The 22869-nt window shown below is 64.5% G+C and carries 26 protein-coding genes; 10 read left to right on the top strand and 16 right to left on the bottom strand.

All coding sequences use genetic code 11. The features are described from left to right. Positions 1-210: 210 nt before the first annotated feature. Positions 211-1560, top strand: a complete 1350-nt coding sequence (locus tag AABE10_RS12605) for a cation:proton antiporter (RefSeq protein ID WP_342933573.1) — start codon at positions 211-213, stop codon at positions 1558-1560. A 35-nt stretch (positions 1561-1595) separates the two neighbouring features. On the opposite strand, the gene AABE10_RS12600 is transcribed toward AABE10_RS12605, so the two are convergent. Together AABE10_RS12600 and AABE10_RS12595 are read right to left on the bottom strand one after the other, a co-directional pair. Beyond that, positions 1596-1814, bottom strand: coding sequence for a four-helix bundle copper-binding protein (locus AABE10_RS12600; protein ID WP_428983315.1), 219 nt, complete (start codon positions 1812-1814; stop codon positions 1596-1598). Positions 1815-1973: 159 nt separating this feature from the next. Continuing rightward, positions 1974-2192 carry a DUF2795 domain-containing protein gene (locus AABE10_RS12595; protein WP_342933571.1) on the bottom strand — a complete coding sequence of 73 codons (219 nt, stop codon included), beginning with the start codon at positions 2190-2192 and terminating at the stop codon, positions 1974-1976. Between the two features lie 208 nt (positions 2193-2400). Between AABE10_RS12595 and AABE10_RS12590 the strand changes: the two genes are divergently transcribed. Next, positions 2401-2562, top strand: a complete 162-nt coding sequence (locus AABE10_RS12590; RefSeq protein ID WP_087739237.1) for a DUF1328 domain-containing protein — start codon at positions 2401-2403, stop codon at positions 2560-2562. A 135-nt stretch (positions 2563-2697) separates the two neighbouring features. Here the strand turns inward: AABE10_RS12590 and AABE10_RS12585 are convergent, their stop codons facing one another. The 5 genes from AABE10_RS12585 to AABE10_RS12565 form a co-directional block, all read right to left on the bottom strand. After that, positions 2698-3573 carry an alpha/beta hydrolase gene (locus tag AABE10_RS12585; RefSeq protein WP_342933570.1) on the bottom strand — a complete coding sequence of 292 codons (876 nt, stop codon included), beginning with the start codon at positions 3571-3573 and terminating at the stop codon, positions 2698-2700. Beyond that, positions 3570-4982, bottom strand: coding sequence for a hypothetical protein (locus AABE10_RS12580; RefSeq protein ID WP_342933569.1), 1413 nt, complete (start codon positions 4980-4982; stop codon positions 3570-3572). The genes AABE10_RS12585 and AABE10_RS12580 overlap by 4 nt, the downstream gene beginning before the upstream one ends. Beyond that, on the bottom strand, positions 4979-5944 hold the full coding sequence (locus tag AABE10_RS12575; RefSeq protein WP_342933568.1) for an alpha/beta hydrolase: 966 nt from the start codon (positions 5942-5944) through the stop codon (positions 4979-4981). The genes AABE10_RS12580 and AABE10_RS12575 overlap by 4 nt, the downstream gene beginning before the upstream one ends. Positions 5945-6081: 137 nt before the next feature. Beyond that, positions 6082-6468: an ester cyclase gene (locus AABE10_RS12570; protein ID WP_342933567.1), complete on the bottom strand. Its 387-nt coding sequence runs from the start codon at positions 6466-6468 to the stop codon at positions 6082-6084. 758 nt (positions 6469-7226) lie between these two features. After that, the gene (locus AABE10_RS12565; protein ID WP_342933566.1) at positions 7227-7610 is read right to left on the bottom strand and encodes a hypothetical protein; all 384 of its coding nucleotides are present in this window, start codon (positions 7608-7610) and stop codon (positions 7227-7229) included. Positions 7611-7863: 253 nt separating this feature from the next. On the opposite strand from AABE10_RS12565, the gene AABE10_RS12560 reads away from it, so the two are divergent. After that, entirely contained in the window at positions 7864-8304 is a 441-nt protein-coding gene (locus AABE10_RS12560; RefSeq protein WP_342933856.1) for an Hsp20/alpha crystallin family protein, read from the top strand. Between the two features lie 12 nt (positions 8305-8316). Then, positions 8317-8724: an Hsp20/alpha crystallin family protein gene (locus AABE10_RS12555; protein WP_342933565.1), complete on the top strand. Its 408-nt coding sequence runs from the start codon at positions 8317-8319 to the stop codon at positions 8722-8724. A gap of 133 nt (positions 8725-8857) precedes the next feature. On the opposite strand, the gene AABE10_RS12550 is transcribed toward AABE10_RS12555, so the two are convergent. Further along, entirely contained in the window at positions 8858-9448 is a 591-nt protein-coding gene (locus tag AABE10_RS12550) for a BPSL1445 family SYLF domain-containing lipoprotein (RefSeq protein ID WP_342933564.1), read from the bottom strand. A gap of 352 nt (positions 9449-9800) precedes the next feature. On the opposite strand from AABE10_RS12550, the gene AABE10_RS12545 reads away from it, so the two are divergent. Continuing rightward, positions 9801-10757 (top strand): PTS sugar transporter subunit IIA, encoded by a 957-nt coding sequence (locus tag AABE10_RS12545; protein ID WP_342933563.1) that lies wholly within the window; start codon positions 9801-9803, stop codon positions 10755-10757. Positions 10758-10833: 76 nt separating this feature from the next. On the opposite strand, the gene AABE10_RS12540 is transcribed toward AABE10_RS12545, so the two are convergent. Further along, a complete protein-coding gene (locus tag AABE10_RS12540; RefSeq protein ID WP_342933562.1) occupies positions 10834-11397 on the bottom strand; it encodes an SLATT domain-containing protein in 564 nt (187 codons plus the stop codon). Positions 11398-11623: 226 nt separating this feature from the next. Here AABE10_RS12540 and AABE10_RS12535 point away from each other — a divergent pair, with 226 nt between their 5' ends. From AABE10_RS12535 to AABE10_RS12525, 3 genes are all read left to right on the top strand, one after another. Further along, positions 11624-11851: a zinc ribbon domain-containing protein gene (locus AABE10_RS12535; RefSeq protein WP_342933561.1), complete on the top strand. Its 228-nt coding sequence runs from the start codon at positions 11624-11626 to the stop codon at positions 11849-11851. Positions 11852-11941: 90 nt separating this feature from the next. Beyond that, positions 11942-12886, top strand: a complete 945-nt coding sequence (gcvA, locus tag AABE10_RS12530; RefSeq protein WP_342933560.1) for a transcriptional regulator GcvA — start codon at positions 11942-11944, stop codon at positions 12884-12886. Between the two features lie 144 nt (positions 12887-13030). Further along, positions 13031-14305 carry an MFS transporter gene (locus AABE10_RS12525; RefSeq protein WP_342933559.1) on the top strand — a complete coding sequence of 425 codons (1275 nt, stop codon included), beginning with the start codon at positions 13031-13033 and terminating at the stop codon, positions 14303-14305. 65 nt (positions 14306-14370) lie between these two features. Here the strand turns inward: AABE10_RS12525 and AABE10_RS12520 are convergent, their stop codons facing one another. From AABE10_RS12520 to AABE10_RS12510, 3 genes are all read right to left on the bottom strand, one after another. After that, entirely contained in the window at positions 14371-15045 is a 675-nt protein-coding gene (locus tag AABE10_RS12520) for a response regulator transcription factor (protein WP_342933558.1), read from the bottom strand. A 539-nt stretch (positions 15046-15584) separates the two neighbouring features. After that, the gene (locus AABE10_RS12515) at positions 15585-16913 is read right to left on the bottom strand and encodes a sensor histidine kinase (protein ID WP_342933557.1); all 1329 of its coding nucleotides are present in this window, start codon (positions 16911-16913) and stop codon (positions 15585-15587) included. Positions 16914-17128: 215 nt separating this feature from the next. Next, positions 17129-17437 (bottom strand): DUF4148 domain-containing protein, encoded by a 309-nt coding sequence (locus tag AABE10_RS12510; protein WP_342933556.1) that lies wholly within the window; start codon positions 17435-17437, stop codon positions 17129-17131. Positions 17438-17791: 354 nt separating this feature from the next. Here AABE10_RS12510 and AABE10_RS12505 point away from each other — a divergent pair, with 354 nt between their 5' ends. Next, the gene (locus AABE10_RS12505) at positions 17792-17977 is read left to right on the top strand and encodes a DUF3563 family protein (RefSeq protein WP_342933555.1); all 186 of its coding nucleotides are present in this window, start codon (positions 17792-17794) and stop codon (positions 17975-17977) included. Between the two features lie 56 nt (positions 17978-18033). Continuing rightward, a complete protein-coding gene (locus AABE10_RS12500; RefSeq protein ID WP_342933554.1) occupies positions 18034-18483 on the top strand; it encodes a TerB family tellurite resistance protein in 450 nt (149 codons plus the stop codon). Between the two features lie 96 nt (positions 18484-18579). Here AABE10_RS12500 and AABE10_RS12495 read toward each other — a convergent pair whose 3' ends face one another. From AABE10_RS12495 to pstS, 4 genes are all read right to left on the bottom strand, one after another. Continuing rightward, positions 18580-19746 carry a J domain-containing protein gene (locus AABE10_RS12495; RefSeq protein ID WP_342933553.1) on the bottom strand — a complete coding sequence of 389 codons (1167 nt, stop codon included), beginning with the start codon at positions 19744-19746 and terminating at the stop codon, positions 18580-18582. Positions 19747-19948: 202 nt separating this feature from the next. Next, a complete protein-coding gene (locus tag AABE10_RS12490) occupies positions 19949-20947 on the bottom strand; it encodes a hypothetical protein (protein WP_342933552.1) in 999 nt (332 codons plus the stop codon). 396 nt (positions 20948-21343) lie between these two features. Beyond that, entirely contained in the window at positions 21344-21544 is a 201-nt protein-coding gene (locus AABE10_RS12485) for a hypothetical protein (RefSeq protein ID WP_342933551.1), read from the bottom strand. Between the two features lie 188 nt (positions 21545-21732). Beyond that, a complete protein-coding gene (gene pstS / locus AABE10_RS12480; RefSeq protein ID WP_342933550.1) occupies positions 21733-22764 on the bottom strand; it encodes a phosphate ABC transporter substrate-binding protein PstS in 1032 nt (343 codons plus the stop codon). Positions 22765-22869: the final 105 nt, after the last annotated feature.

Raw genomic sequence — 22869 nt, 5'->3', positions numbered from 1 at the left:
GGGTACACGTCGGATACACGTGATGAGCAATGCGCCTGCCCGGCCGTGGTAGCCTGGCCTGAAGGCGCGGCTTCGACAAAACACAGCGGCACGATGTCTGCTCTGTCACATGGCATTCACGAGCCATCACACGGGAGCCGGTATGGGATGGGGCGCCGTTTCCGCGAAGCGATGCAACGCGATGTCTGTCCCGATCGAGCCGAGCCTCACATGCTGATCGAAGCGGCGTGGTTCATGCTCGTCGGCGTGCTGCTGGTCGCGATGGCGCTCGGCCGTGGTCTGATCGCGCGCCTGCCGTTGAGCGGCGCGATGGTCTATCTCGGCGTCGGCTTTCTGATCGGCGCGCAAGGCGCGGGGTTGCTGCCCGTGTCGCTCGACGGCAATGTCCGGCCGCTGCGCCTCGTCACCGAGGCAGGGCTTGTGGTTTCGCTGTTTGCGATCGGCATGCACTTGCGCGTGCCGCTTCGCGATCGTCTATGGTGGCTGCCGTTGCGGCTGGGCTTTCCCGCGATGCTCGTCACCGTCGCAATCGTCGCGGCCGTGGCCGTCTGGGGACTGCATTTTCAGCTTGGGCCAGCGCTGCTTCTCGCCGCCGCCCTTGCGCCGACGGACCCCGTGCTCGCGAACGAGCTGCGCGTCAGGGAGGCCGGCGACGACGAGCCGCTGCGCTTCGCGCTATCGGGCGAAGGCGGGTGCAACGACGGCGCGGCGTATCCCGTCGCGCTCGCAGGCTTTGCGCTGTGCGGCATGTCCGATATCGCCAGCAGGCAGCCCGCCATATTCGCGCTGTCCGTCGCGTGGGGCATGGGCGGCGCAATTCTGATCGGCTGGATCTGCGGAACGAGCATGGTGAAGCTCGTGACCCGGCTGCGCACGCGCTACGGCGAAGCGATCGGCCTCGAAGGCTTTCTCGCGCTCGGGCTCACGGCGGTCTGCTACGGCGCGGCGCTCGTCGCGCACACGATTGCGTTCGTCGCCGTGTTCGTCGCGGGCGTTGCGCTGCGTCATGAAGAACTGAAAGCGACGGGCGACACGCCCCCTTCCGAAGTGCTCGCCGACGTCGAGCGCGGAGAGAAGCAGACGGCGGCCACCGACCCGGAGCTTGCGCACGCGTACATGGCGGAGTCGATGATGGGCTTCACCGTCGAGATCGAGCGCATCGTCGAATTCGCGCTGATGCTGGCCATCGGCAGCGCGCTTTCGTCCCACTGGCGCGAAGTGCTCACATGGCAGGCGATCTGGCCGGCGCTAACGCTGCTTTTCGTGGCGCGCCCCGTCGGCACGTCGATCGCGCTGCTCGGCGTGCGCGCGGACTGGTATCAACGGATACTGATCGGATGGATGGGCATCCGGGGCGTCGGCGCGTTCTACTATCTGCTGTTCGCGCTCGAACACGGCGGCCAGCTTTTCAGGCCGCTCGTGCCCATCGTGCTCGCGACTGTTGGGTTGTCGGTCGTCATGCACGGGTCCAGCGCGACGCCTGCGCTTGAACGCTACGAACGCAGGCAACAGCGGCGCGATCCGGCGCCCGAGCAAGAAGCGCGGACACCGGCGCAATAGTCCCGGCCTTCAACACCGCGGACTGGCCCGGCGTTTCATATCGCCCTGCACGCTTCGGCGCATTTGCGGCATGCGTCGCTGCACGCCTCGCAATGCGCCGCCGGATGCCGTCCACACTCGTCCGCGCACGCATCGCAAATGCGAGCACACAACTGGCAGAACTCACCGACGAATTGCGACTGCCGCGCGAGCGCTTCCGATGTGAACCGGCACAACGCCGCGCAGTCCAGGTCGAGGCGTATGCACTTTTCCATCTCCGGCAGCGCGCCTTCCGCGATACACGCGGAATAGCACGTCGCGCACGCCGCGGCACAGTCGTCCAACGCGCGAATGGTTTGCTCGGGTGTCATAGGTTCTCCGTAGTCGATTGGCCCTCGCTGCTCTTGCAACGCGAATGCACGGTTCGGCACGGTTCACTCTTCGTTGCCCACCGCCTTCGATACTTCCGCCGGGTTTGCATATTGTTCATCCGGCAATGCTGCCAGCGCTTCCATCGCTTCTTCATCGGCGCCGTTTTGCTTTGCCGTATTCAGCAGATCTTTTTTGGCAGCGGGATAAGACGCACCTTTAAGCGCCTTTTGCACGTCGATGAACTTCCGGATGGCCGGATTCTTCGCATTCGATGTGGACATCACTTATCTCCCTTGAAGAATTGCTACAGCCGGAGCTGTGCATCCGACGTTCCACGGCCGGCGCCTGTGCTGCGGCCGTCTGGTTTCAGCAAAGCCAACGCGCGCGCACCCACTTTTTCGACTTCACGAGGCGACGGCACGACGGTTGCTCAGTCCCTGTGAAGCGCACGCGCTAACCCGGCGCGGCCCCAAAAAGGAGATCCATACCATGCTTTATTACGCACTCGTTTTCTTCATCATCGCGATCATTGCCGCCGTCTTCGGATTCGGCGGGATCGCTGCGGGCGCGGCCAGCATCGCGAAGATCCTTTTCTTTATCTTCCTCGTGATCTTCATCGTGACGCTGCTGATGGGCGTCGTGAGGCGATAACGGAGCAGAAGGCGCAAGAAGCGGCGATGCGAACGCGTGAACGTCATCGATCGGACGGCTCGCATCGCCGCCGCCATCTCGCGTCAGACGCGTCCATGAGGCGCGTCTACCAGGTGCATCTGTGATACGCGGCGCTTACGCATCGTGCGGCGCAGCGCGCCCGCGGTGCTGACCGGTTTCTGCGGCGGTGCTCACGCGTCGAAGATCGTCGAGAAAGCGCAAGACGCGCTCGCGCGCGCCCTGTTCCCAGACATCGACATGTCCCGCGCCGTCGATCATTTCGAGCCGGCGCGGCGCGCGCACAGCCGCGTAGAGCCGCGCGAATTGCACAGGCGGAATGACGGCGTCGGCGAGGCCGCCGCATATCAGCACGGGCGCGCGCACGCGGCCGATGCTGGCGAGGTTGTCATACCGGTCTCGCACCATGCAGCGGAAGGCGAACATCGGAAAGCGCGCTTTCGCCACGTCGGCGATGCAGGTGAACGGCGCTTCGAGAATCAGCGCAACAAGCGCTTCGTACTCCGACGCCATGCGCACCGCGATACCCGTGCCGAGCGAAAACCCATGCACGGCGATCCTGTTCGTGCGCTGAGCGACGAAGTCGAGCGCTGCGCGTCCGTCCGCATACAGGCCGGCTTCTGATGGATGTCCCGGCGCGCCGCCATAGCCGCGATATTCGGCGAGATACACGCCGTGCCCCGCCGCGATCAGGTCATGCGCGATTTGCGCCCGTTGCGACAGGTCTTCTCCGTTTCCATGAAACAGCACGACGGTGAACGCATCGTGTCGGCTTGCGGGCGCATAACGGCCCGGCAACTCGAGGCCGTCTGCCGTGCGCACCGTCACGGGCTCGATGCGATCGGCAGCCGCGTTGGGCGGCACGCGTCGGATCTGTTCGAGCGGATAGACCAGTCGCCCCTGAAGCCAGAACAGCAGCGCGACGACGATCGCATAACCGGCGAGCACAACGGCAAGCAGCGACAGCAGAATCAGCCGCACCGTTTCGCTCATGCCGTCGCGCCCTGGACGAACGCGCGCTCGGCGCACTGCACGCGATGCGCCGCGCCATGCTGCTGAAGCAGCGCTTCGAAACGCGCGCAGGTCAATGCAGGCGGTGTCGGAAATTGAGGCTCGAGGCGCGCGAGCGCGCGGCCGAAGCGCGCGAAGGTCGCGAAGTCGCGCGGATAGTGCGCCTCATCGACGCCCGCGAAGCGGCCTTCGCTCTTCGCCGTATCGAGCAATGCGCGCCAGCGATCGATCGGCGCATAGCCGATGCTCTCGACGCCATGCGAGAACAGCATCATGTCGATTTCGTCGAATGCGGGCTGCGTCTGCAGATAGCGCTGCAACGCATCCGCCGACGATTCGACGCAGAACAGCAGCCAGAACGGCAGCGCGTGAAGACGCATCGTGGTGAGCGGCTCCATCAGCAGGAACGAATCGACGACGAGCCTGCGCGGCACGATCCCCACGTCGCGATACCAGTCGCGATATACGGCCGCCGTCACGAAGCTCAGGCTCTCGGGCTCCTCGTAGCGAATCTCCACGATCCGCCATCGCATTTGCGCAGCCAGCCATTCGATGTCGCGCATCAACCGCTCGTCGAAGCCCCACTCGGCTTCGGGCGCGATGTCGTTGGGCGCGGGCGGCGTCCAGTGCGCGCGCTTGCTGCCGTAGCGCGCGAGGCTCGCTTTCACGGATGGCCCGCCATGCAGATACTCGTCCTCGGTCGCGCCGCCCGTCGCGCCGAACTGATAGACGGAGCGCGAGCTCGTGCGCGTGACGGGCCATGCGCGCGTGCATGCGTTCACGTACAAGGTGCCGCCGGGCCGCAGGCTGCTCAGCAGAAACTCGCGATACGCAAGCGGCAGCGCGAGATGCTTCAGCCGGAAGTAGTGCATCGCGTGCAGCATCAGCCTGTCCTGATTCGGGTCTTGCATATGGTGGACGGCGATGCGCTCGTCGGCGGCGAGCAACGCATCGACAATCGGGCGGCCTTCCTTGAAGCCGCGCTGCGCGTCGTCGGGATCGCGGAACGGCGCGCGCACGGGGCACAGGAACGTCTGCGGCAGCCATGGAATCCGCAGCGCCGCCGCGAGATGAACCAGCGCGCCATTCGACGAGCCGACGATGGCGGCATCGTATTGCCGTTGAGGATACAGTCCCGCGACCCATTCGGCGATGCGCTCGATGTCCAGCTTGCGGACCTGTCCCCGCCGTATCCCTTCCATCATGCCGCCGATGCTGTAGCAGCGCTCGCGGGCGCGCGGCGACAACCTGTTGGCGGAGGACATCAGCCAGTCCTGCACGCGCGACTGGCTCGGACTCACGAACGGCTTGCCGTGCAGCGTCGCGGCCAGCGCCTGCGCCATGCCGGCCGCCGAGTCGAAACGGGCGATGCCGCGCGGTGGCTTGTTCATGATCGTGCGGCCTCGGTTTCAAGAGTGTGCGTGCCTGCCGTCAGAAATGGCGCGACCGCCAGCGCAAAAGCGTGCGGATAGACGTAGTTCAACGTGTGCGTGCCTCCCTCGATCACAGCGAGCGTTCCGCGCGGCACGAGCCGCGCGACGGTGGCCGCCCATTCGAGCGGCACGACGGAATCGCGCGTGCCGGCGACGACGAGCGTCGGCGCAGCAACACGCGGCAGCCGGTCTTCGATCCTGTCGCGAATCAGTATTCGCATCGTCGCGAACGCGCGCGGCAGGCCCGCCTTCGCGTAGTCGATGCGTCCCGTCGCGGCGGGCGAGCGCATCTGCTCGCGCCGGCCATTGACGAGATCACGATACACCTGCTGGATGAGCGTGCGAGCCGCGGGATCGGTGGTCGGCCCTTGCAGGACGAGCCGGTCGACGACATCGGGATGACGGCACGCGAGATCGGTGATGATCTGGCAGCCGAACGAATTGCCGACAAACGCGGCCCTTTCGATGCCGAGCGCGCGCAGCCAGTCGCGCAACGCGTCGGCGAGTTGCGCAAGCGACAACGTCCGCATGTGGCTGCCGTCGATCAGACGGCTTTCGCCGAACCCCGGCAAATCCGGCGCGAGCACGCGGAAATGGCGGCCCAGCGCGCTCGCGAGCGGCTCCATGTAACGGCTCGATATCACGAGGCCGTGGACCAGCACGACGGGCATCCGCTGTTGCGTCATGGCCGGTCCGGGATGCACGCGATGAAACATCCGGCAACGGCCGACCTCCGTATAGACGCCGCCGATGCCCGCGGCGCGGCTCGCCCCGCTCAGCGGAGGCGTGGCCTCGAGCCGGCGCCACGCGAGCGTGAGCCAGGCGCCGCCGAGCACGATGCAGACGGCCAGGCAGACAGGAAGAAGTTGCAACGTCTTGTGTCCGTTGAATAGCGGTAGCGGCACGCGTCGGTGGCGCATGCATGCGTCGGTGGCGCGTCGGAATCAATGATGTGAGCAATTGTTGTTCCTGTTGCGGCGCACGCGAGCAAACGCATTTGGCGGTGAAGCGCGCGACGCCGTTTAGCGGATAGTGGTTCTGGCTATCCGTCTGGCCGCTAAAGCTGGGCTTCGATGGCGGCCTTGTCGATGACCGACCGGACTTCCTTGATCTTGTCCGCCCGGAATTCATAGAACACGTTCTCGGCAAACGAAACGCGCTTGCCGTTCACCGGGAGACCAAGAAATACGCCGCTTGGCGTGCAGTCGAATTGCAATCGGCTTGCGATAAAGGGCGGATCGCAAACCAGCAACTGAACGTTGAAATAAAGATCCGGGATTTGCGCGAAGTCTCGCTCCAGCATCGCGCGATACCCCGGCAAGCCGAGCCGCTGGCCGTTGTGGATCGCGTCGTCATGAACGAACTGCCCCAACGCTAGCCAGTCCTGCCTGTTCAGGCACGCAATGTAATCCCGGTAGAGGGCGGGCAAACGCGTTTCGATCATGGCCGTGACTCCTTGCTCATGCGATGTCCCCGAGCAATGCATCGACGGGTCTGCGGACGCCCAACGGAAATGACACTTCAACCGGTCCCTTAACGACAGGTCGAGTGCAAAACCCGAGTGGCAGGATGTAGCAGTGTGCGACGGGCAAGGTGTCGAAGACGCATGAGGCTGCGCCCGTGCCGGCAGTGCTCTGACGTCACTGCCGGCAACGGAAACGAGAGACCTTGACGCAAAGTCCTTGACCCAAAGTCCTTGACCCAAAGTCCTTGACCCAAAGTCCTTGACGCAGCATCCGGCCGTCGCGCCGGGCACCCGGCATCGGCCGGGTTGTTTCCCGCATTCAGCGGGTCATTTCTTTTTGAATGTGAAGTGCGCGTTAGCCGCTATGGTCATTGGCATTGCGTTCATTGCGATTCGACGCGTTCTTTTGCAAAGCGGCGCTTTTGTCTCTCCACCTCGCAAGCAGATGTTTCTCGGCTGAGAGAATTGCCGAACCCGCTTTGTCAAACACCCGTCGAAACGTCGACAAGGATGCGTCCATTCGAGTCATCGTCTTCTCCTTATGGTGCGGCAGAAGAGAACGTGCCTTTGTGGCCATTCAATTGCACGCCGCACAATGAATGAGTGGATAACGCATCGCAGCGACATTGGATTCGCTCGACTGCGCTGGCGAAAATGAATCTAGTAAAACGGCCTGCGAGCGTCAATAACGGTCGGCGCATGTGCCGCCATGCGTTCCATCAATCGAAAATTATGATTCACTGCAACGGCGGAACAGCGCCTAGCTTCTCGGCAAGCATCCGTTCATACACGCCGAAATGCAGATCGACTTCCTCCTGCGTGACGGCGTGGACAAACAGGTTGACCTGCTCCGGCAACAGCCCCATGACCGTCGCAATCGCGCTTTCCAGGTGCGGCGCGCAGATGCGGTCTTCCAGAAGCGTCGTTCCGATTGTGATGTCGTAGGCCTTCTCGTGCCGAAAGACGATTTCGACAATGCGCGCGCGGGCGCTCATGTTGTTGTCGACGGCAAGCCGCGTCACATCCGCGACCTGATGCATCAGTTCCGTCGGAAAGCCTTTTGTGGAGCGCAGCTTGATGCGGTGCTTGCCAAGCGTTCTCCAGTCCGTATCGAATTCCACGGTCGTCTCCCAGTGAACATTGGTGCGCGGACTGTATGGGCGATGACGCGGATTTTCAAGGCCCAAAAATTTTTCGCGCCGTCCCTTGAAATCGACGACGGGCATACTATCTTTAGCATCGCTCAGGCAGTCGTTCGTGAACATCGCGTTTGCGGGCGCTGCGTGTTTCAACCTTGATTGTCCGCGGCATGGGACAACCGGACTGAAGCGCGTATGCCGGTTTGCTTCCTTGCCGCCCGAGGAGAAAGCGACCATGAGTGACGTTTACTTTGGGACCGACCTCTTCAGCGAACTGGACCGTCTGCAACGCCAGATGTCCAGCCTGTTCGGCGGTTTCCCGTCAAGCCTTCGTTCAAGCCGTTTCGGCACCTTCCCTCAGATCAACATCGGCACGACCGACGACTCGATCGAGATCGTTGCGTTTGCGCCGGGCATCGATGCGTCGAAGCTCGATATATCCATCGACAAAGGCCTGCTGTCGATAGCCGGCCAACGAACGGCCCTCGAAGAGCCGCCGACGGAAGGCGTGCGCCAGTATGCGCAGGAGCGCTTCAACGGCGCTTTCCGGCGGGTCATCGAGCTTCCGCAGCAGGCCGATCCCGACAAGGTGCAGGCGCGCTACGTCGATGGCTGCCTGCTGGTTTCAGTCGGCAAGCGCGAGGCGTCGCGACCCCGTGCCATTACCGTTCAGTAACGAGGTGACATCATGAACGACAACACGCAACTTGCCCAACGCGATCAGAACGCAGTGACGCACGCGGAAGCGGACGAAGCACATCGCCGGGTCACGCTGACACCGGCAGTCGACATCTTCGAAGACAGTCATTCCGTCACGCTGCTGGCCGACCTGCCGGGTGTGTCAAAAGAGAAGCTGGACGTGAAGGTTCACGACGGCAATCTGACGATCGAGGCCGAATCTGTCGTACCCGTGCCGCCGAACCTCGCGCTGTCGCATGCGGAACTGCGCGCGCCCTACTTTTCGCGGCGCTTCACGGTCAGCGAAGACTTCGATACGTCGAAGATCGACGCCTCGCTGAAGGACGGCGTGCTCAAGCTGACGATCCCGCGTCACGAAGCGGCGAAGCCGCGGCGTATCGACGTCAAGGTGGGCTGACGCCAGGCGCGATCTGAAGATTGCGCGACGGGCTGGCAACGGGCTTGGCGACGCGCGGTCACGCGTGTCGCCGGCCCGCACGGCCGCTGCATGGATGCAGAATCAACGCAGCATCAACGCTGCGCTCAAGCCATCAGATGATCAGACGGGAAATCTTCGAGCCTTCGAGCGACACGCCCGCCATCAATCCGCCATTCGTCAGCACGAAGGCTTCGACGGGGCTCGTTGCCGTCGACGTATCGACGTTGCCGTTCGCGCCGACCTTCAGCACCGCGACCGTCGCATCGACGCCCGCCGCCCAGCCCTGGCTGCGCGTGAAGCTGTTGAGCGCGTCGTCCGTCATGAACAGCATGATGATCGCCTTCGACTGCGCGCCGATCTGCAAGCCGAACGACGCCGCCGTGATGCTGTAGTAGCCCGACGTCTGTCCGCGCACGCGCAGCGCGCCCTGCCCGTACTGTCCGCCGAACCAGAAGCCCGCCGAGATCACCGAAGGAAACACGAGGATGCCGCGCGCCTTGTCGGCGAGTTCGCGCGAGCCGCCGATCGTGTTGAAAAGACGCGTGAGCGTTGCGTTGACGTCGGCGTCGATCGACTGGCGCTTGCCTGCATTCGCTTCAGGCGTCGCGTCCGACGACGGCCCCGTGGTCGTGCAGCCGGCAAGCGACAGGCCGCTCGTGGCGACTGCGGCAGTGGTGATGACGAGGAATCGGCGGCGGCGCATTGTTTTCTCCGTTGTAAGTCCGAATTGTTGTCGCGACGACGGACCCGTCCTTGCGTCGGGACAGGACGGCCCTACTTGATGACAGCGAATGCGTCGCCGGAGTTCCATCGGGCGCCCGGCATCGGGTATTTGCGTCGGGTATTTGCGTCGGGTATTTGCATCGGCCGCCTGCATTGCGCGCCATCGAACGACAACACGGGCGCGCCGTGCCCGAGCGTGATCATCGTTTCGCGCCAGTTGGCGCGCAGTGCTGCATCCCGCCTTCCGCGACTGCGCCGCACATGACTTTTTTATTCGGCTTTAACGCGGATCGCGCTACGCTAGTGATCGTGTCAAGGTCTGGAGAGACGGCATGACGAAGACAGGTGCCATTCTGCGCGCGATTTTCGGCGTCCACCGCGCCCGCGCGGATGCCGCGCGGCGGCACGCGGCCGGCCGCAGCGTGATGATGCGCGTGACGCTCGACGCGCAGCACGTCACGCCCTTGCGGCGCGCGCTCACGCGCGACTGCGCGGGCCAGCCCTGGACGATCCGTATCGCGACATTGCCGCATAGCGATCGCGTGCAACTGTCGCTGTATCTGCCGAAGGACGCGGTCAACGGCGCCATCGCGCAGGTGACGCGCATCGCGCCCGCCGCGCAATTCGGCCATCTGTTCGAGATTCCCGAAACGCCGACGGACGGCTGGCGCGATCTGCTGCGCGCGACGTCCTGGACACACGCGGCCGACGCGCTGCGCACCGCGAGGCAGCCGCCCGTCAGCGACGACGTCGAGTCGCTCGACAGTCTGCTGAATCCCGGCAACGTGCTGCTCGATGAACGCATCGCGGATCGCGGCGCGCTCTTCGCGCGGCTCGGCGAGCTTTGCGAAACGCGCTACGGCGTATCGGCGGATGAAGTGGTCGCGGGACTGAGCGCGCGTGAAGCACTGGGCTCGACGGGTCTCGGACAAGGCGTCGCCGTGCCGCACAGCCAGATCGCGGGCTTGCGCAACGCGGTCGTCGTGTATGTGCGGCCCGCCGTGCCGTTCGATTTCGACGCGCCCGACGCGAAGCCCGTCAGCGACGTCGTCGCGCTGTTCGTGCCCGAAGGCGCGAACACGACGCACCTGAACCTGCTCGCCGATGTCGCGCAGCGCTTTTGCGATCAGCACTTTCGCGAGCGTCTGCGTGGATGCGGCAGCGCGAGCGACGTTTGCCGCCTGTTCGGCAGCGATGCCGAAGGCGACGGCGCGCTCACGCCGTCGTTGACGCCGATGCAACGTCCCGCTGGCAGCAACGGCGCATCGGGGGCGCGTCTGAGGGCGTAGCGTCCATGCCTGGCGCCGGACGCCCGGCGTTCGTGCGTCTGCTGCGCCTGCGTTGTGAGCCGCGCGTCGACCGCATTCATTCCCAACGCCCTTCATGACGGCTCTGCGCCGCTGCGACGCGCAACGTTTCCTGCGTGCGTCTGAACACACGTGGCGGCACGCTCGGCGAATCTTCCGCGAGCCTGTCGAGCGTCTCGCGGACCGCGCTCACATAAAGCCCGTCGCGCGAGCCGGGATCGCCGGCGTAGATCGCTTCCAGTTGACGCCGCACGGCACCATAACGCGCGCCCGCCGAGCGATGTTCTTCTGCCCGTTCCGCGTAGCGCATGAACGTCTGCAACGCCGCCGACACGGCCGCCGCAATGCTCACCATGCCGACGACGAGCCGCGCCCACCGAGAGTCCGCCGACGCCACCAGCGACAGAAACACCGTTGTGCCGACCACAGCCGAAACGGCCGTCACGCCGATGCCGAACAGGCGGTTCCGCGCAGCCAGCAGATCGGCCATGTCGTAATGGCTCTTCTGCGATTCGCGCGCGCGGCGTATCCATTTCAGCAGCAACTCGTCTTCGGTGACGGGCGGCCTGTACTCGGCCTGCGCGCCCGAACCGGGTGTCGCTTGCGTATCGACCATCGTCATGCCTGCCGCCTCTCTTCGACAAGGAAAGTCCAGCATAGCATCGTGCGGTGCGGCATGGTCCTTGCGCGCGTCGCATGCATCGACGTCGAACCGATGCCGGCGCGGCCTCGTGCAAACCTCGCGACACCGCATGCACGATCCGCTACGCGACTCGGCAAGCGCGAAACGCGGAGTTCACGAAAGCGCGGCGGACACGGTACGATGGCGGGATTCGTGGGAGCAAGTGATGCCTGTGTACGACTATGAGTGCGCCGACTGTGGCGCGTTTGAAGCAGTGCGGCGTATCGCGCAACGCGACGAAGCGGCCGACTGTCCCCGTTGCGGGAGCCCCGCCGAACGCGTGCGGATCGGCGCGCCCGCGTTGCTCGGCGGCTCGTCGGCGTCGAGTGGCGCCGCGTCCGATGGCGAAGGCGGATACGGCATGCGGCACCGCGGCTGCACGTGCTGCCCATGAGCCCATGAGCGGCACGCGAACGAACCATGCGCTGTCCGCGCTATCGGTCGATAGGCGCGGCCGTCAACCATCACGCCACAAGGACGCGTCATGCCGCTTCGCCTGCCACCGCTGAACGCGCTGCGATTCTTCGAGGCGGCGGCGCGGCACGGCAGTTTCAAGCTCGCGGCCGCCGAACTCAACGTGACGCCGAGCGCCGTCAGTCACGGCATCGTCGCGCTGGAAGAAACGCTCGGGGTCGCCCTGTTCGTGCGCGAGCCGCGCAAGCTGTCGCTGACGCCCGCAGGCGAGCTGTATTTTCCGTACATCGCCGAGGCGTTCTCGCTGATCGCGCTCGGCACGCAGCGGCTGCCCGATAGCCGCACGCACCGGACCCTCTCCGTGAGCTGCGCGCCGACGCTTGCCGTCCGCTGGCTCGTGCCGCGCCTGCATGACTTTCGCGCGCGCTGGCCCGGCATCGACGTTTCCGTCGACACGTCGCGGCGTCAGGTCGGCTTTCCCATCGATGGCTTCGACTTCGGCATTCGACTGAGCCGTGGCCCGGTTCCGGGCAGCGACTGGAGCCGGCTGTTCGGCGAGCGGCTGGTGCCCGTTTGCAGCGCGGCTTATCGCGCGACGCTCGCCGATGCGCACGGCCATATCGATCTGCGCCGCGCAACGCTGATCCACGTCGATACCGCGAGCGAGGACTGGCAGGCGTGGCTGGACGGGGCGGGCATCGCGGACATCGACGCGTCGCCGGGGCTGCGCTTCGACACGATCCAGCTGGCGCTCGAAGCGGCGTCGACGGGCATGGGTGTCGCGATCGGCCGCCGTCCGCTGGTGAACCGCGAACTCGATGCAGGCACGCTCGTCGAAGCCACCGCGCCGACCGTCGAGGCGAAGACCGCGTACTGGCTCGTCAGCGCGGAGGGCGCCGACGAGCGGCCCGATCGGCAGGCGTTCAAGCGCTGGCTCCTTCACGAAGCACAGGCATTCGACGATCGGCATTCCGCTGACGAGGCGGCAGCGTCCGCGGATGCTGCATCGCAGTAGCGCTTCGGGCTCTTCCCTTTCCAACGCACTCAACCGCTGGCGAGTCTTTCGCCATGAGTGAATTGTGTTCATCCGTCGCCGAAAACTTTTCGTTTGTCGCGTGGCCGCACTGCTGCGACGATGGCCGCGAGGAGGAAACGAACCATGTCGACGGCCAAACCCGCTCATGCAACAACTTTCGCCGCAACGCTGAAGAACCCGACGTTCTATGTGATCGTCGCGGCCGCGCTGATCCTGAGCGCCGCGATGGGCATCCGGCAGACATTCGGCCTGTTCATCGGGCCGTTTTCGTATGACCGCGGCCTGCCCGTCACGCTGATCGCATTCGCGATCGCGTTGCACAATCTCGTATGGGGCTTCGCGCAGCCGTTCGCAGGCGCGGCCGCCGACCGCTACGGCGCAGCACCCGTCGTTGCGTTCGGCGCGGCGACGTTCGCGGCAGGCCTCGCGCTGGCGGCGGGCGCGCCGTCGGGGCTCGCGCTCATTGCGGGGCTCGGACTGCTGGTCGGCATCGGCGTGAGCTGCACGACGTTCGGCGTCGTGCTGACGTCCGTCGGACGCGTCGCGTCGGCCGAGCAGCGCAGCATGGCGATGGGCATCGCGAGTGCAGGCGGCTCGCTCGGCCAGGTGCTGATGGTGCCGTTCGCGCAGACGCTGCGCGAAACGTCAGGCGTATCGACGTCGCTGTTCGCGCTTGCGTTTCTGATGCTGATCGCTGCGCCGCTCGGCATCGTGCTCGATCGCCGCAGAGGTTCGGCGGTACCACAAGCTGTGTCGTCGCCGGCTTCATTGCCTGAGACGTCGCTGCGCGAGACGCTCGTGCACGCGACGCGCCATCGCGGCTACCGGCTGTTGACGCTCGGCTTCTTTACGTGCGGTTTCCAGCTTGCGTTCATCGCGACGCATCTGCCCGGATACCTGACGTTGTGCCATATGCCGATGGGACTCGGCGCCACCGCGCTCGCGCTGATCGGGCTCTTCAACATGGCGGGCAGCTGGGCGTGCGGCTGGCTTGGCGGGCGCTTGCGTCAGCAGCACGTGCTCGGCTGGCTGTATCTGATTCGCGGCGCGGCGATCGCGTCGTTTTTCCTGCTGCCGAAATCGACGCTCTCGGTCGTGCTGTTCGCGGCCGTGATGGGCCTGACATGGCTCGGTACCGTCCCGCTCACGAGCGGACTCATCGCGAAGGTGTTCGGCACGCAGCATCTCGGGACGCTGTTCGGCGTCGTGTTCCTGAGCCATCAGCTCGGCTCGTTTCTCGGCGCGTGGCTCGGCGGATTCGTGTTCGACGTGACGGGCTCGTATTCGTTGATCTGGGCCGCGACAGCGCTGGCGGGACTGTTCGCGGCCCTGCTGCATTTCCCCATCGACGATACGGTTCATGCGAGCGGCGCGTCCGTCGAAACGGCGCGCGCCTGAAGTGATCCCTGAAGTGATCCCTGAAGTGACGCCTGAAGCGAAGCGTCGCGATGCGCCGGCGGCGTTCAGGTCCTCGGCGTATCGCCGAGCATGACCGTCCAGCCGAGCCCGCGCACGTTGCGAATCACCGACTGGCCGAACTTCTTGCGCACGGAATGAATGAGCACGTCGACGGCGTTGCTCTCGACTTCCTTGCCCCAGCCGTACAGCTTGTCTTCGAGCTGATCGCGCGACAGGATCGTGCCGGGACGTTCGAGGAACGCGAGCATCAGCGCAAATTCGCGCGCCGACAGCACCGACGACACGCCGTTGCAGCACAGCGTGCGCTTGTCGAGATCGAGGCTCAACGCATCGTCGCCGAGCCGCGACGACGCATAGCCCGCCTTGCGGCGCAGCACGGCACGGATGCGCGCGAGCAGTTCGGGAACGTCGAAGGGTTTGAGCATGTAATCGTCGGCGCCCACGTCGAGGCCCTGGACGCGCGCTTCGAGATCGTCGCGCGCGGTGAGGATCAGCACGGGCACCGTGTTGCCCGCCGCGCGCGCCGACTTCAGCAATTCGATGCCGCCCAGGCCGGGCAAGCCGAGATCGAGCAGGACGACCGTGTATTCGGCGGCCGCGATGGCGGCGCTGCCCGCCTTGCCGTCGCGTACCCAGTCGACGCTGTAATCGGCGTCCTGAAGCGCGCGCAGCAGACTCTGGCCGATCTGCAGATCGTCTTCAACCAGTAGCACTCGCATGATGTCGTGTCCACAGCAACGAAGCATTGTCGTTGGCTGCGGCGCGAGGACCGTTCGCGGCGGAGCGACTCGCGCCCAGGCGGCGAATTGTGATTCCAGGCCGTAGCCCGCCGGTGCGAACCTGCTGTCAAATCCGCCATTGCGCGCCGGCCACATCGCATGATAGCCGAGTTGGTTTCGCGATTTCGCCCGCGCGTGTTCCCGGCACGCGAGATTCCGGGAGCAGCGCGGTCGGGTTCGAGAATACGAAGGAGACGTCCGTTACACGTTTCACAAGCGGCCGTCAGCAAACAGATACGCCAACTCTCGAAGAGGGACCTGGCTTCGAGCTATTCGAACGGCAAGGGCGACGCGTGCAGTTGTCGCCTCGCGGAAAGCAACTGCAGGGCAAAGTGAGCGCTGCATCGCGGCTACTATCTCCTGCGCAACAACGGGCATCCTTTTCGACCCGAAGTCGATCCGCTTCATTCGTGGATCGCCGGTTATCACCACGGCTGATTGCGCTCCACTCTGCAGGGCCCGAAGTGCTCGGATGGCTATTAAGGAACCGCGTCGAATCCGATCGAAGCGACGATGCCCGACTGCCCATCCGTCCTGTTGCGCAAGTTCGCCGCCCCGCCATACCGGTTCACGATTGCCTGCACGATCGACAGCCCCAGCCCGCTGCCTTCTATCTGCGCGTTCGCGCGAAAGAAGCGGTCGAACACGCGCGGCAGCAGCGCCTCGTCGATGCCCGGCCCCGTATCCACGACTTCGATCCACACCATGCTGTCACGCACGTGCACGCTCAGATCGACCTTGCCGCCATCCGGCGCGTAGCGGATCGCATTGCTCACGAGGTTGCGCAGCGCAATGCCGATATCGGCTTCGTTCGCGCGCACATGCGCGCTCGCCATTTCGTCGGCGCCGATATCGATGCCGCGCTTCATCGCAATCGGCAGCACTTCGGCCACGGCATCGACGACCACTTTCGTCACGTCGACGCGCGTCAGCGTATCGGGCTGCAGCGCCGCATCGGCGCGCGCGAGCCGCAGCAGTTGCGCGATCAGTCTGCCGCTGCGCCGTATCCCGCTTTGCAACTCGCGAAAACGCGCCTGATTTCCGGGCGCAATATGCGGCTGAAGATTGTCGGCCTGCAACTGCAATGCGGTGAGCGGCGTGCGCAATTCGTGCGCGGCATCGGAGATGAACTTTCTTTCGCCTTCGATCGATTGCGCGAGACGCTCAAACATCTTGTTGATCGAAACGATGAAGGGGCGTATTTCGGTCGGCACGCCCGATGTCGATAGCTGCTCGAAATGCGTCATGTCGATCGCCTGCACCTGGGCGCCGAGGCGCGTCAGGCGCCGCAGCGCGCGCCGCACGACCAGCAGCACGGCGAGCCACACGAGCGGCACGAGCACGACCATCGGCCAGAGCGTGTTGATCGAGCGGGCCTGCGCCAGTTCATGCCGCACGCGCGAGCGCTGCGCGACCTGCACGACCATGCCCGGCTCGCGCAGCGTATAGATGCGCCAGCTTTCGCCGCCGACTTCCGTCGTCAGAAAGCCCGCTTCGGCATTGCGCGGCAGCGCGAGCGCGGGTTCCGTCGAACGGTACGGCGTTTCGATGTCGTCCTTCCAGACGGTGACGACGATATCGCGCTCGGGCTGCGAACCGCGCGCGGGTATCGCGGGCAGCGACTCGGCAAGACCGCTGCGATAGAGGCGCGTCGCCGCCTGTTCGAGTCGCAGGTCGAGCAGCGCGCTCATGCCCGCCTTGGCCAATTGATATGAACTGACGCCCTGCACCACGCCGACGATGCTGACCAGCACGCACAAGGCGAGCACGAGCTGATTTCTTAGCGACCGGATCTTGGGCATGGACATGGTGATGAATCGTGCCGTCCGAAGAGCGTTGTGCGTGCAGCTTTTGAAGCTTGAACGCAACGGCGGCGCGCGAGAGACACACGAACGCTTCGTCGTTGCGAGCCGATTCTACACCGCGCTACAGGCCGTTCTCGTTCTCGAAGCGGCGATGCGGACGCACAGATTGCTCCGCCCGTCCGCAACTCGCTGCAACGAAAAACGTTGCAGGCAGGCATTCAATGCCCGACGTAGATCGACTTCAATCCGACGTCGTTTTGCGGATGATCGAACGCGCCGCTTTGCGATGTGCCGTCAATGACGCCGCCGTATTCGACTGCGTCCTGCGCCTGAATACGTATCTGCGCCGCCTGCAAGTTAGCGGGATAGTGCGCGTAGTCGCTAGCGGGCTCGTAACCCGCGCGATCGAGTTGCGCGAGTTCGGCCTGCGCGTCGGCTCTCGTGACGGGTACGTTCGTCTGCGCGAACGACACAATGGGCAATGCGAGGAACACAGCGACAGCAGCGGTTTGAATCAGCGATTTCATGACGTTTTTCTCCAGAGGTTATCGAATGAGTCTCCGATGCCATGCGTTCGATGCATCGGTTCATTCGCATTCTGGACGCCAATAGTGAGCACAGAATGAGCACCGCCAATCTGGCCGGCACAGGCCGCGATATGTCACGTCGTGCCCTATCCGATCGTCCCGCTGCGGAATTTCCGTACGTCTGACTCATTTCCGGCTAATTCGGCCTGACTACGATGCAATCCGTCGATGCAGCGGCCCGACTCCGAGCAGCAGCGGCACGCGGGATTTCAAGCGCATCGCATCCACGCAGCGACGCGAACCGTTGGTTCGCCCGCACGTTCCCGATTCTTTGCATCACTGAAGGAGCCCATCATGTTGACCCAACTCGCTCATCGTCTTCGCACCCTGCTCACGCACTCACGCGAGCGTGAACGCAATGCCTTTCTCGCTTCGTCGACCGATCTCGCCGATCTCGAACGGCGCATGCGTCTGCTCGACGACGGCAGTCATCCGTTCCATGTGCATTCGAGCGTCATGCCGCGCGACTGGATCGCATGAGCGGTGGCACGCCACGCAGACCCGTATCAATCGATCAATGCAAATGGAGATCTGAAATGCGTCACTATCGATGCGACAGCCCCGAAGCCGCAGCGCGTATCGTCGCGGCCTGCCTGCTCTCGGACGGGCACGTGGGCATCCACGAACTCGAGGCGCTGGACCGTTACGGCATGGAGGCGCGGCTCGCGCTGAACCGCGAACAACTGCTCGCCGTCATCCAGCAGATGTGCGAAGACCTCACGACGACGGCCTATCTGAACTGGGGCGACACCTGCCGGCTCGACCCCGCCGTGATCTTTCTGCTGGCGCAGGACATCAAGGATGCGCGTCTGCGACGCGAAGTCATCGCGCTATGCAAGGAAAGCGCGCGCGCCGACGGTCATCTTTCCGAAGGCGAGGACATGTTCATGCGCGTGCTGCGCGCCGCGTGGCGAATGCCGCAAGAGAACGAATCGCCGCAACGCTCGCGCGAGATGTCGAAGCGCGCGAGCGCAACGGCCGTTTAGCGCTTTGGATCGATGCCGGTGTCGTGCCGCCGTGCAAACAGCGAGCCGCATGCGGCGCATGGTGGCGCCGCTGCGCGATGGATCGGCCGACGAAAACTAGAACTCGCCGCGGCCAATCGCCGTCGCCTGCATGCTGCCCGGCGACGCGTACAGCATGACGCTGATATGCGTCGCGTCGAAACCGTTGCCGACGGCCTGCTCGGTAAGCCCGAACGGCTGCGACTTGTAGATGCCGCCGTCGTCGAGATTCTGGTAGCGGATGTCGTAGCTTCCGGGCGCGACGTCCTTCAGCGTGAAGGTCCGGCCTGCCGGCACGAAGAAGTGGCGCACGGGCTGATCGAACACGGACGCGTTGTAGACCAGCTTGCCGAACACGTCGAAGCGGTTGATCGAGTTGTCGATCGTCACCGACGAATGCCCGCCCGATGCGCCGACAGGCGTCCCGTCGAGATAACCCGCCGTGGCCGGCCACGGCGCGCCGTTGGGCGCGACGCTGGGGCGAACGTAGGCGGCGGCCGCCCCTGCGTCGCTCGCGGCACCCGATGCGTCGTTCGTCCACGGCGACGTCGCTGCCCGCGCCGACGCCATCGCAGCCAGCGCGCGGCCGTTGCTGTCGGTTGCAGCGGCGCTGTCCGCATCGGCATGACCGTGCTCGCCGTACGGCGCACCGGACGTGATGTTGCGCGTGAACGGCCACGGCGACATCGATTCCGTAATCACGACATAGCCGACGAACGCGCATGCCGCAATCACGATCCAGCCGCGCAACGAGACTCTGCGCAGCGCATGTCCGAACGACGCGCGTGGCTTCTTGTGCGCAGCGGCGCGCGGATCGACCCGTGCCTGGGACGTCCAGCCGCTTCCGCGCGGCGCGGAGCGCGCCGACGCCTCGGCTTGCGCGGCGGCGTACCGGGGCGCCTGCTGGGAGGCCGACGCTGAAAACGCGGATGAGGCAGACGAGGCGGAAGATGTGGACGAATGCGACGAACCGGACGGACGCGACGATGACGCCGCCGTCGCGGCAGCAGCCGAGGCCTCGCGCTCCTTGCGCGCGAGCCAGTCATCGTGTTCCTTGCGTTGCGCCGGGTCGCTCAGGACCGCGTAAGACGCGTTGATGATCTTCATCACCCGCTCGGCGTCCGGATCGTCGATCCGCCGGTCCGGGTGATATTTCTGACACAAGGTCCTATAGGCCGCGCGGATCACTTCCTGAGGCGCGTCCCGCGAGACTTTCAGATTGTCATAGTGGCTGTGAATCTTCACGCCCTTCCCTTCCCCGATTGCCGTGCTGTCTTTTATGTCGATTCTACGCGACCCAAAGCGAGCCTACCGGTCGCGGGCGCACCCGCACCCCGGCTTTCGAATCGCCGTTGTGGCCTGGACCGCACTTCCCGTGCGCTGTTTTTACATCGTGCAAGCCGGCGCGCGCCGCCGTGCCCGACGCCGTTCGTCATGCAGTCTTCCGTTATGCCGTTTTCTCGTGGGGAAACTGCACGTCCGATTCTGACGTTTCCTCATTACGCTTTTGCTGCTCGTTCCAGATCTGGCTGTCCGGGAACCAGAACGCCGTCGCGCGCGGCGGGACGGCGAGTTTGACGGGCAGCGACGGATTGAAGATCTTCGACCACGCCGACAGATACGACGGCGTCTTCAGCAGACAACCGCAGCGCGCGAGCAGCAGGCTTGCGACCAGTGCCTCGCGTCCGATGGCGAGCCCCGGATGTCCGCTGAAATGCACGGGCGTGCCACCGGAGGCCAGCAGCCGCGCGGGCGCGATGTTGACGGGCACCGCAAACTGACGAGCGGCGAAGAACTCGAGGAACGGCTGCTCGTCGCTCGAAACGAAGATGTTTGTCAGATGCGGCTCTTCGATGAGCGTCGTATCGATGAGCCGGCAAAATTCTTCCCAGCCGATCGTATGCGCCTCGACCTTCTTGTCGGTGCCGCGATAATGCACGCCGAGCGTCGCCGCGCCGATGCCGAGCCGCTGGCAGATTCCGTCGACTTCCGCGCGGATCGGCGCGGCGGGCCGGTAATGCGCCGTGAAGAGCGCGCTCGAATGCTTCAGTTCGAGCCGCGGCTCATAGCGACGGCGAAAGCCGAGCACGCTGAGATCGCGCACGATCGACGTTCGCAGCCGCACGCTCGCGCCCGGCCTTGGGGACAGATTGACGGTATCGAAGTATTCGGCGAACCAGTCGACCTGGCTTTCGCGATCCCCGTAAATCCCGCCACGTGCGGAAATTAGCGGTGTCAGGCCCTTCTCGTCGCAGTACATCAGGATGAACAGCACCATCTGCATCACGGAGAAAAAGCCCGAATGCGCGCGAATTTCAATCGCGAAGTAACCGTGGTTCAAGCGCTGCTGCGCATGCAGCGAGATGCGGCCCGGTGTGCTGATCGATTGTTTGAACCGTTCGCTGCGCCGGATATCTCTTGCGATATCGATCAACTTGCTCAACATGCCACGTCCCTTTCCGCTCACCGGGCAGCCCACCCGATACGGCGTCTGTGGTCGAAGGATGCAGGCGCGATGCGGTGCTTCGCACGACAGCGGCAAGACGCCCTTCATGCTGGAAAGTCCAGCGCGTCTTGCACATCGTACGAAGCGGACCGCCCGCCCAATGCGAAATCAGCCAGCAAATAGACGCGTTCCGTCACGCGCCATCATATAGGGCAGAAACGCGGCGGTCGAGCAGGAAAACCCCGCTATGTGCGACACCCAACATTTGCTTGCACGCCGTTACTCGTCTGAATTTAAACGTTTTTTTTGACGTGCTTATGGGGGAACGGGATAGCTGCGGATGAGGGGATCGAACGCCCGCGACGATTGTCGGCAGGCCTGCCATCGAAGCTTCCATCAGCCTTTCATGTCGACCCAGATGCGGCCCCAGGCGGTCGCGTATTTGAGCGCCTGTTCGCCGTCGTAGAAGTAGTCGAGCGCGTTGAACGTGCGGGGCGGCAGCCCCGGCTTTTCGATGATCAGGTCGGCTGCGTGCATGCCGTCGTCGCCGATGGCGGCGCTGGCCTGCAAACGATAGCCTCGGTGTGTCGTCAGCATGGGAATCGTCATTGATACGTCTCTGGCTCTTTCAAAGTAATGCGGGCCGATGCGTTGCGTCCCGAACGACGGGAGCCGCGCCTCATGCCCACTATCGGGCCAGGATTCGCATTATCACGATGCCCCGTTACTGTTCGGTGACGGCCGGCGTTTTTGCGCGCCGGTCCGCTTTTATGCGCGCATTCTGATCAATCGGCGATCGGCTTGCCGGAAGCGTCCTTGACCTTCGCCTTCCACTGCGTGCGGATTTCGGATACGACGGCATCCGGCAGCGTGATGTAGTCGAGATCCTGCGCGGTCTGGTTGCCGTTCTTGAATGCCCAGTCGAAGAACTTGAGCGTCTCCTTGCCGTGGTCCGGCTTGTCCTGCGACGAATGCAGCAACACGAACGTCGCGCCGACGACGGGCCACGCTTCCTTGCCCGGCTCGTTGGTGAGGATCTGGTAGAACGACTTCGACCACTCGGCGCCCGCGGCGGCCGCCTTGAAGGTTTCCGTCTTCGGCTCGACGACGGCGCCCGCCGAGTTCTTCAGCGACGTGTAGGTCATCTTGTTCTGCTTCGCGTACGCCCATTCGACGTAGCCGATCGCGCCGGGCAAACGCTGCACGAAGGCCGCGACGCCGTCGTTGCCCTTGCCGCCCGTGCCCGTTGGCCAGTTGACCGTCGTGCCTTCGCCGACCTTGCTCTTCCACTCCGGGTTCACCTGCGACAGATAGTGCGTCCAGATGAAGCTCGTGCCCGAACCGTCCGCGCGGCGCACGACGGCGACATCGGTGTCCGGCAGCTTCGCGCCCGAATTGAGCGCGGCGATGGCCGGGTCGTTCCACTTCTTGATCTTGCCGAGGTAGATGTCGCCGAGCACCGGGCCCGAGAGAACCAGCGAACCCGGCTTCACGCCGGGCAGATTCACCACGGGCACCACACCGCCGACGACGGTCGGAAACTGGAACAGGCCGTCCTTGGCCAGTTCGTCGTCCTTGAGCGGCGCGTCGGAGCCTGCGAAATCGACGGTTTTCGCGAGCACCTGCTTGATCCCGCCCGAAGAGCCGATGCCCTGGTAGTTGACGCGGGCGCCGCCCGTCTTCTGATATGCGTCGGCCCATTTCGTATAGATGGGCGCCGCGAACGTGCTGCCGGCGCCTGTGATGTCGGCCGCCTGCGCGTAGGAACTGGACAGCGCGCCGATCATGCCGGCCACCGCGAGGAATGCGAGTTTCATGGGTCACCTCCTGTTGTTGATCCAGAGTAGGCGCGTTGTTGAGTGCCGACTGCCGTCTCATGCCTTACCGGTCCCATGCAAGACAGTTGCAGAAAGCTTTGTATG

Origin of the sequence: Paraburkholderia diazotrophica (genome assembly GCF_038900755.1) — a bacterium.
In the GTDB taxonomy this organism is placed as follows: Bacteria; Pseudomonadota; Gammaproteobacteria; order Burkholderiales; family Burkholderiaceae; genus Paraburkholderia; species Paraburkholderia diazotrophica_A.
This window is presented reverse-complemented; position numbering and strand designations above follow the sequence as displayed.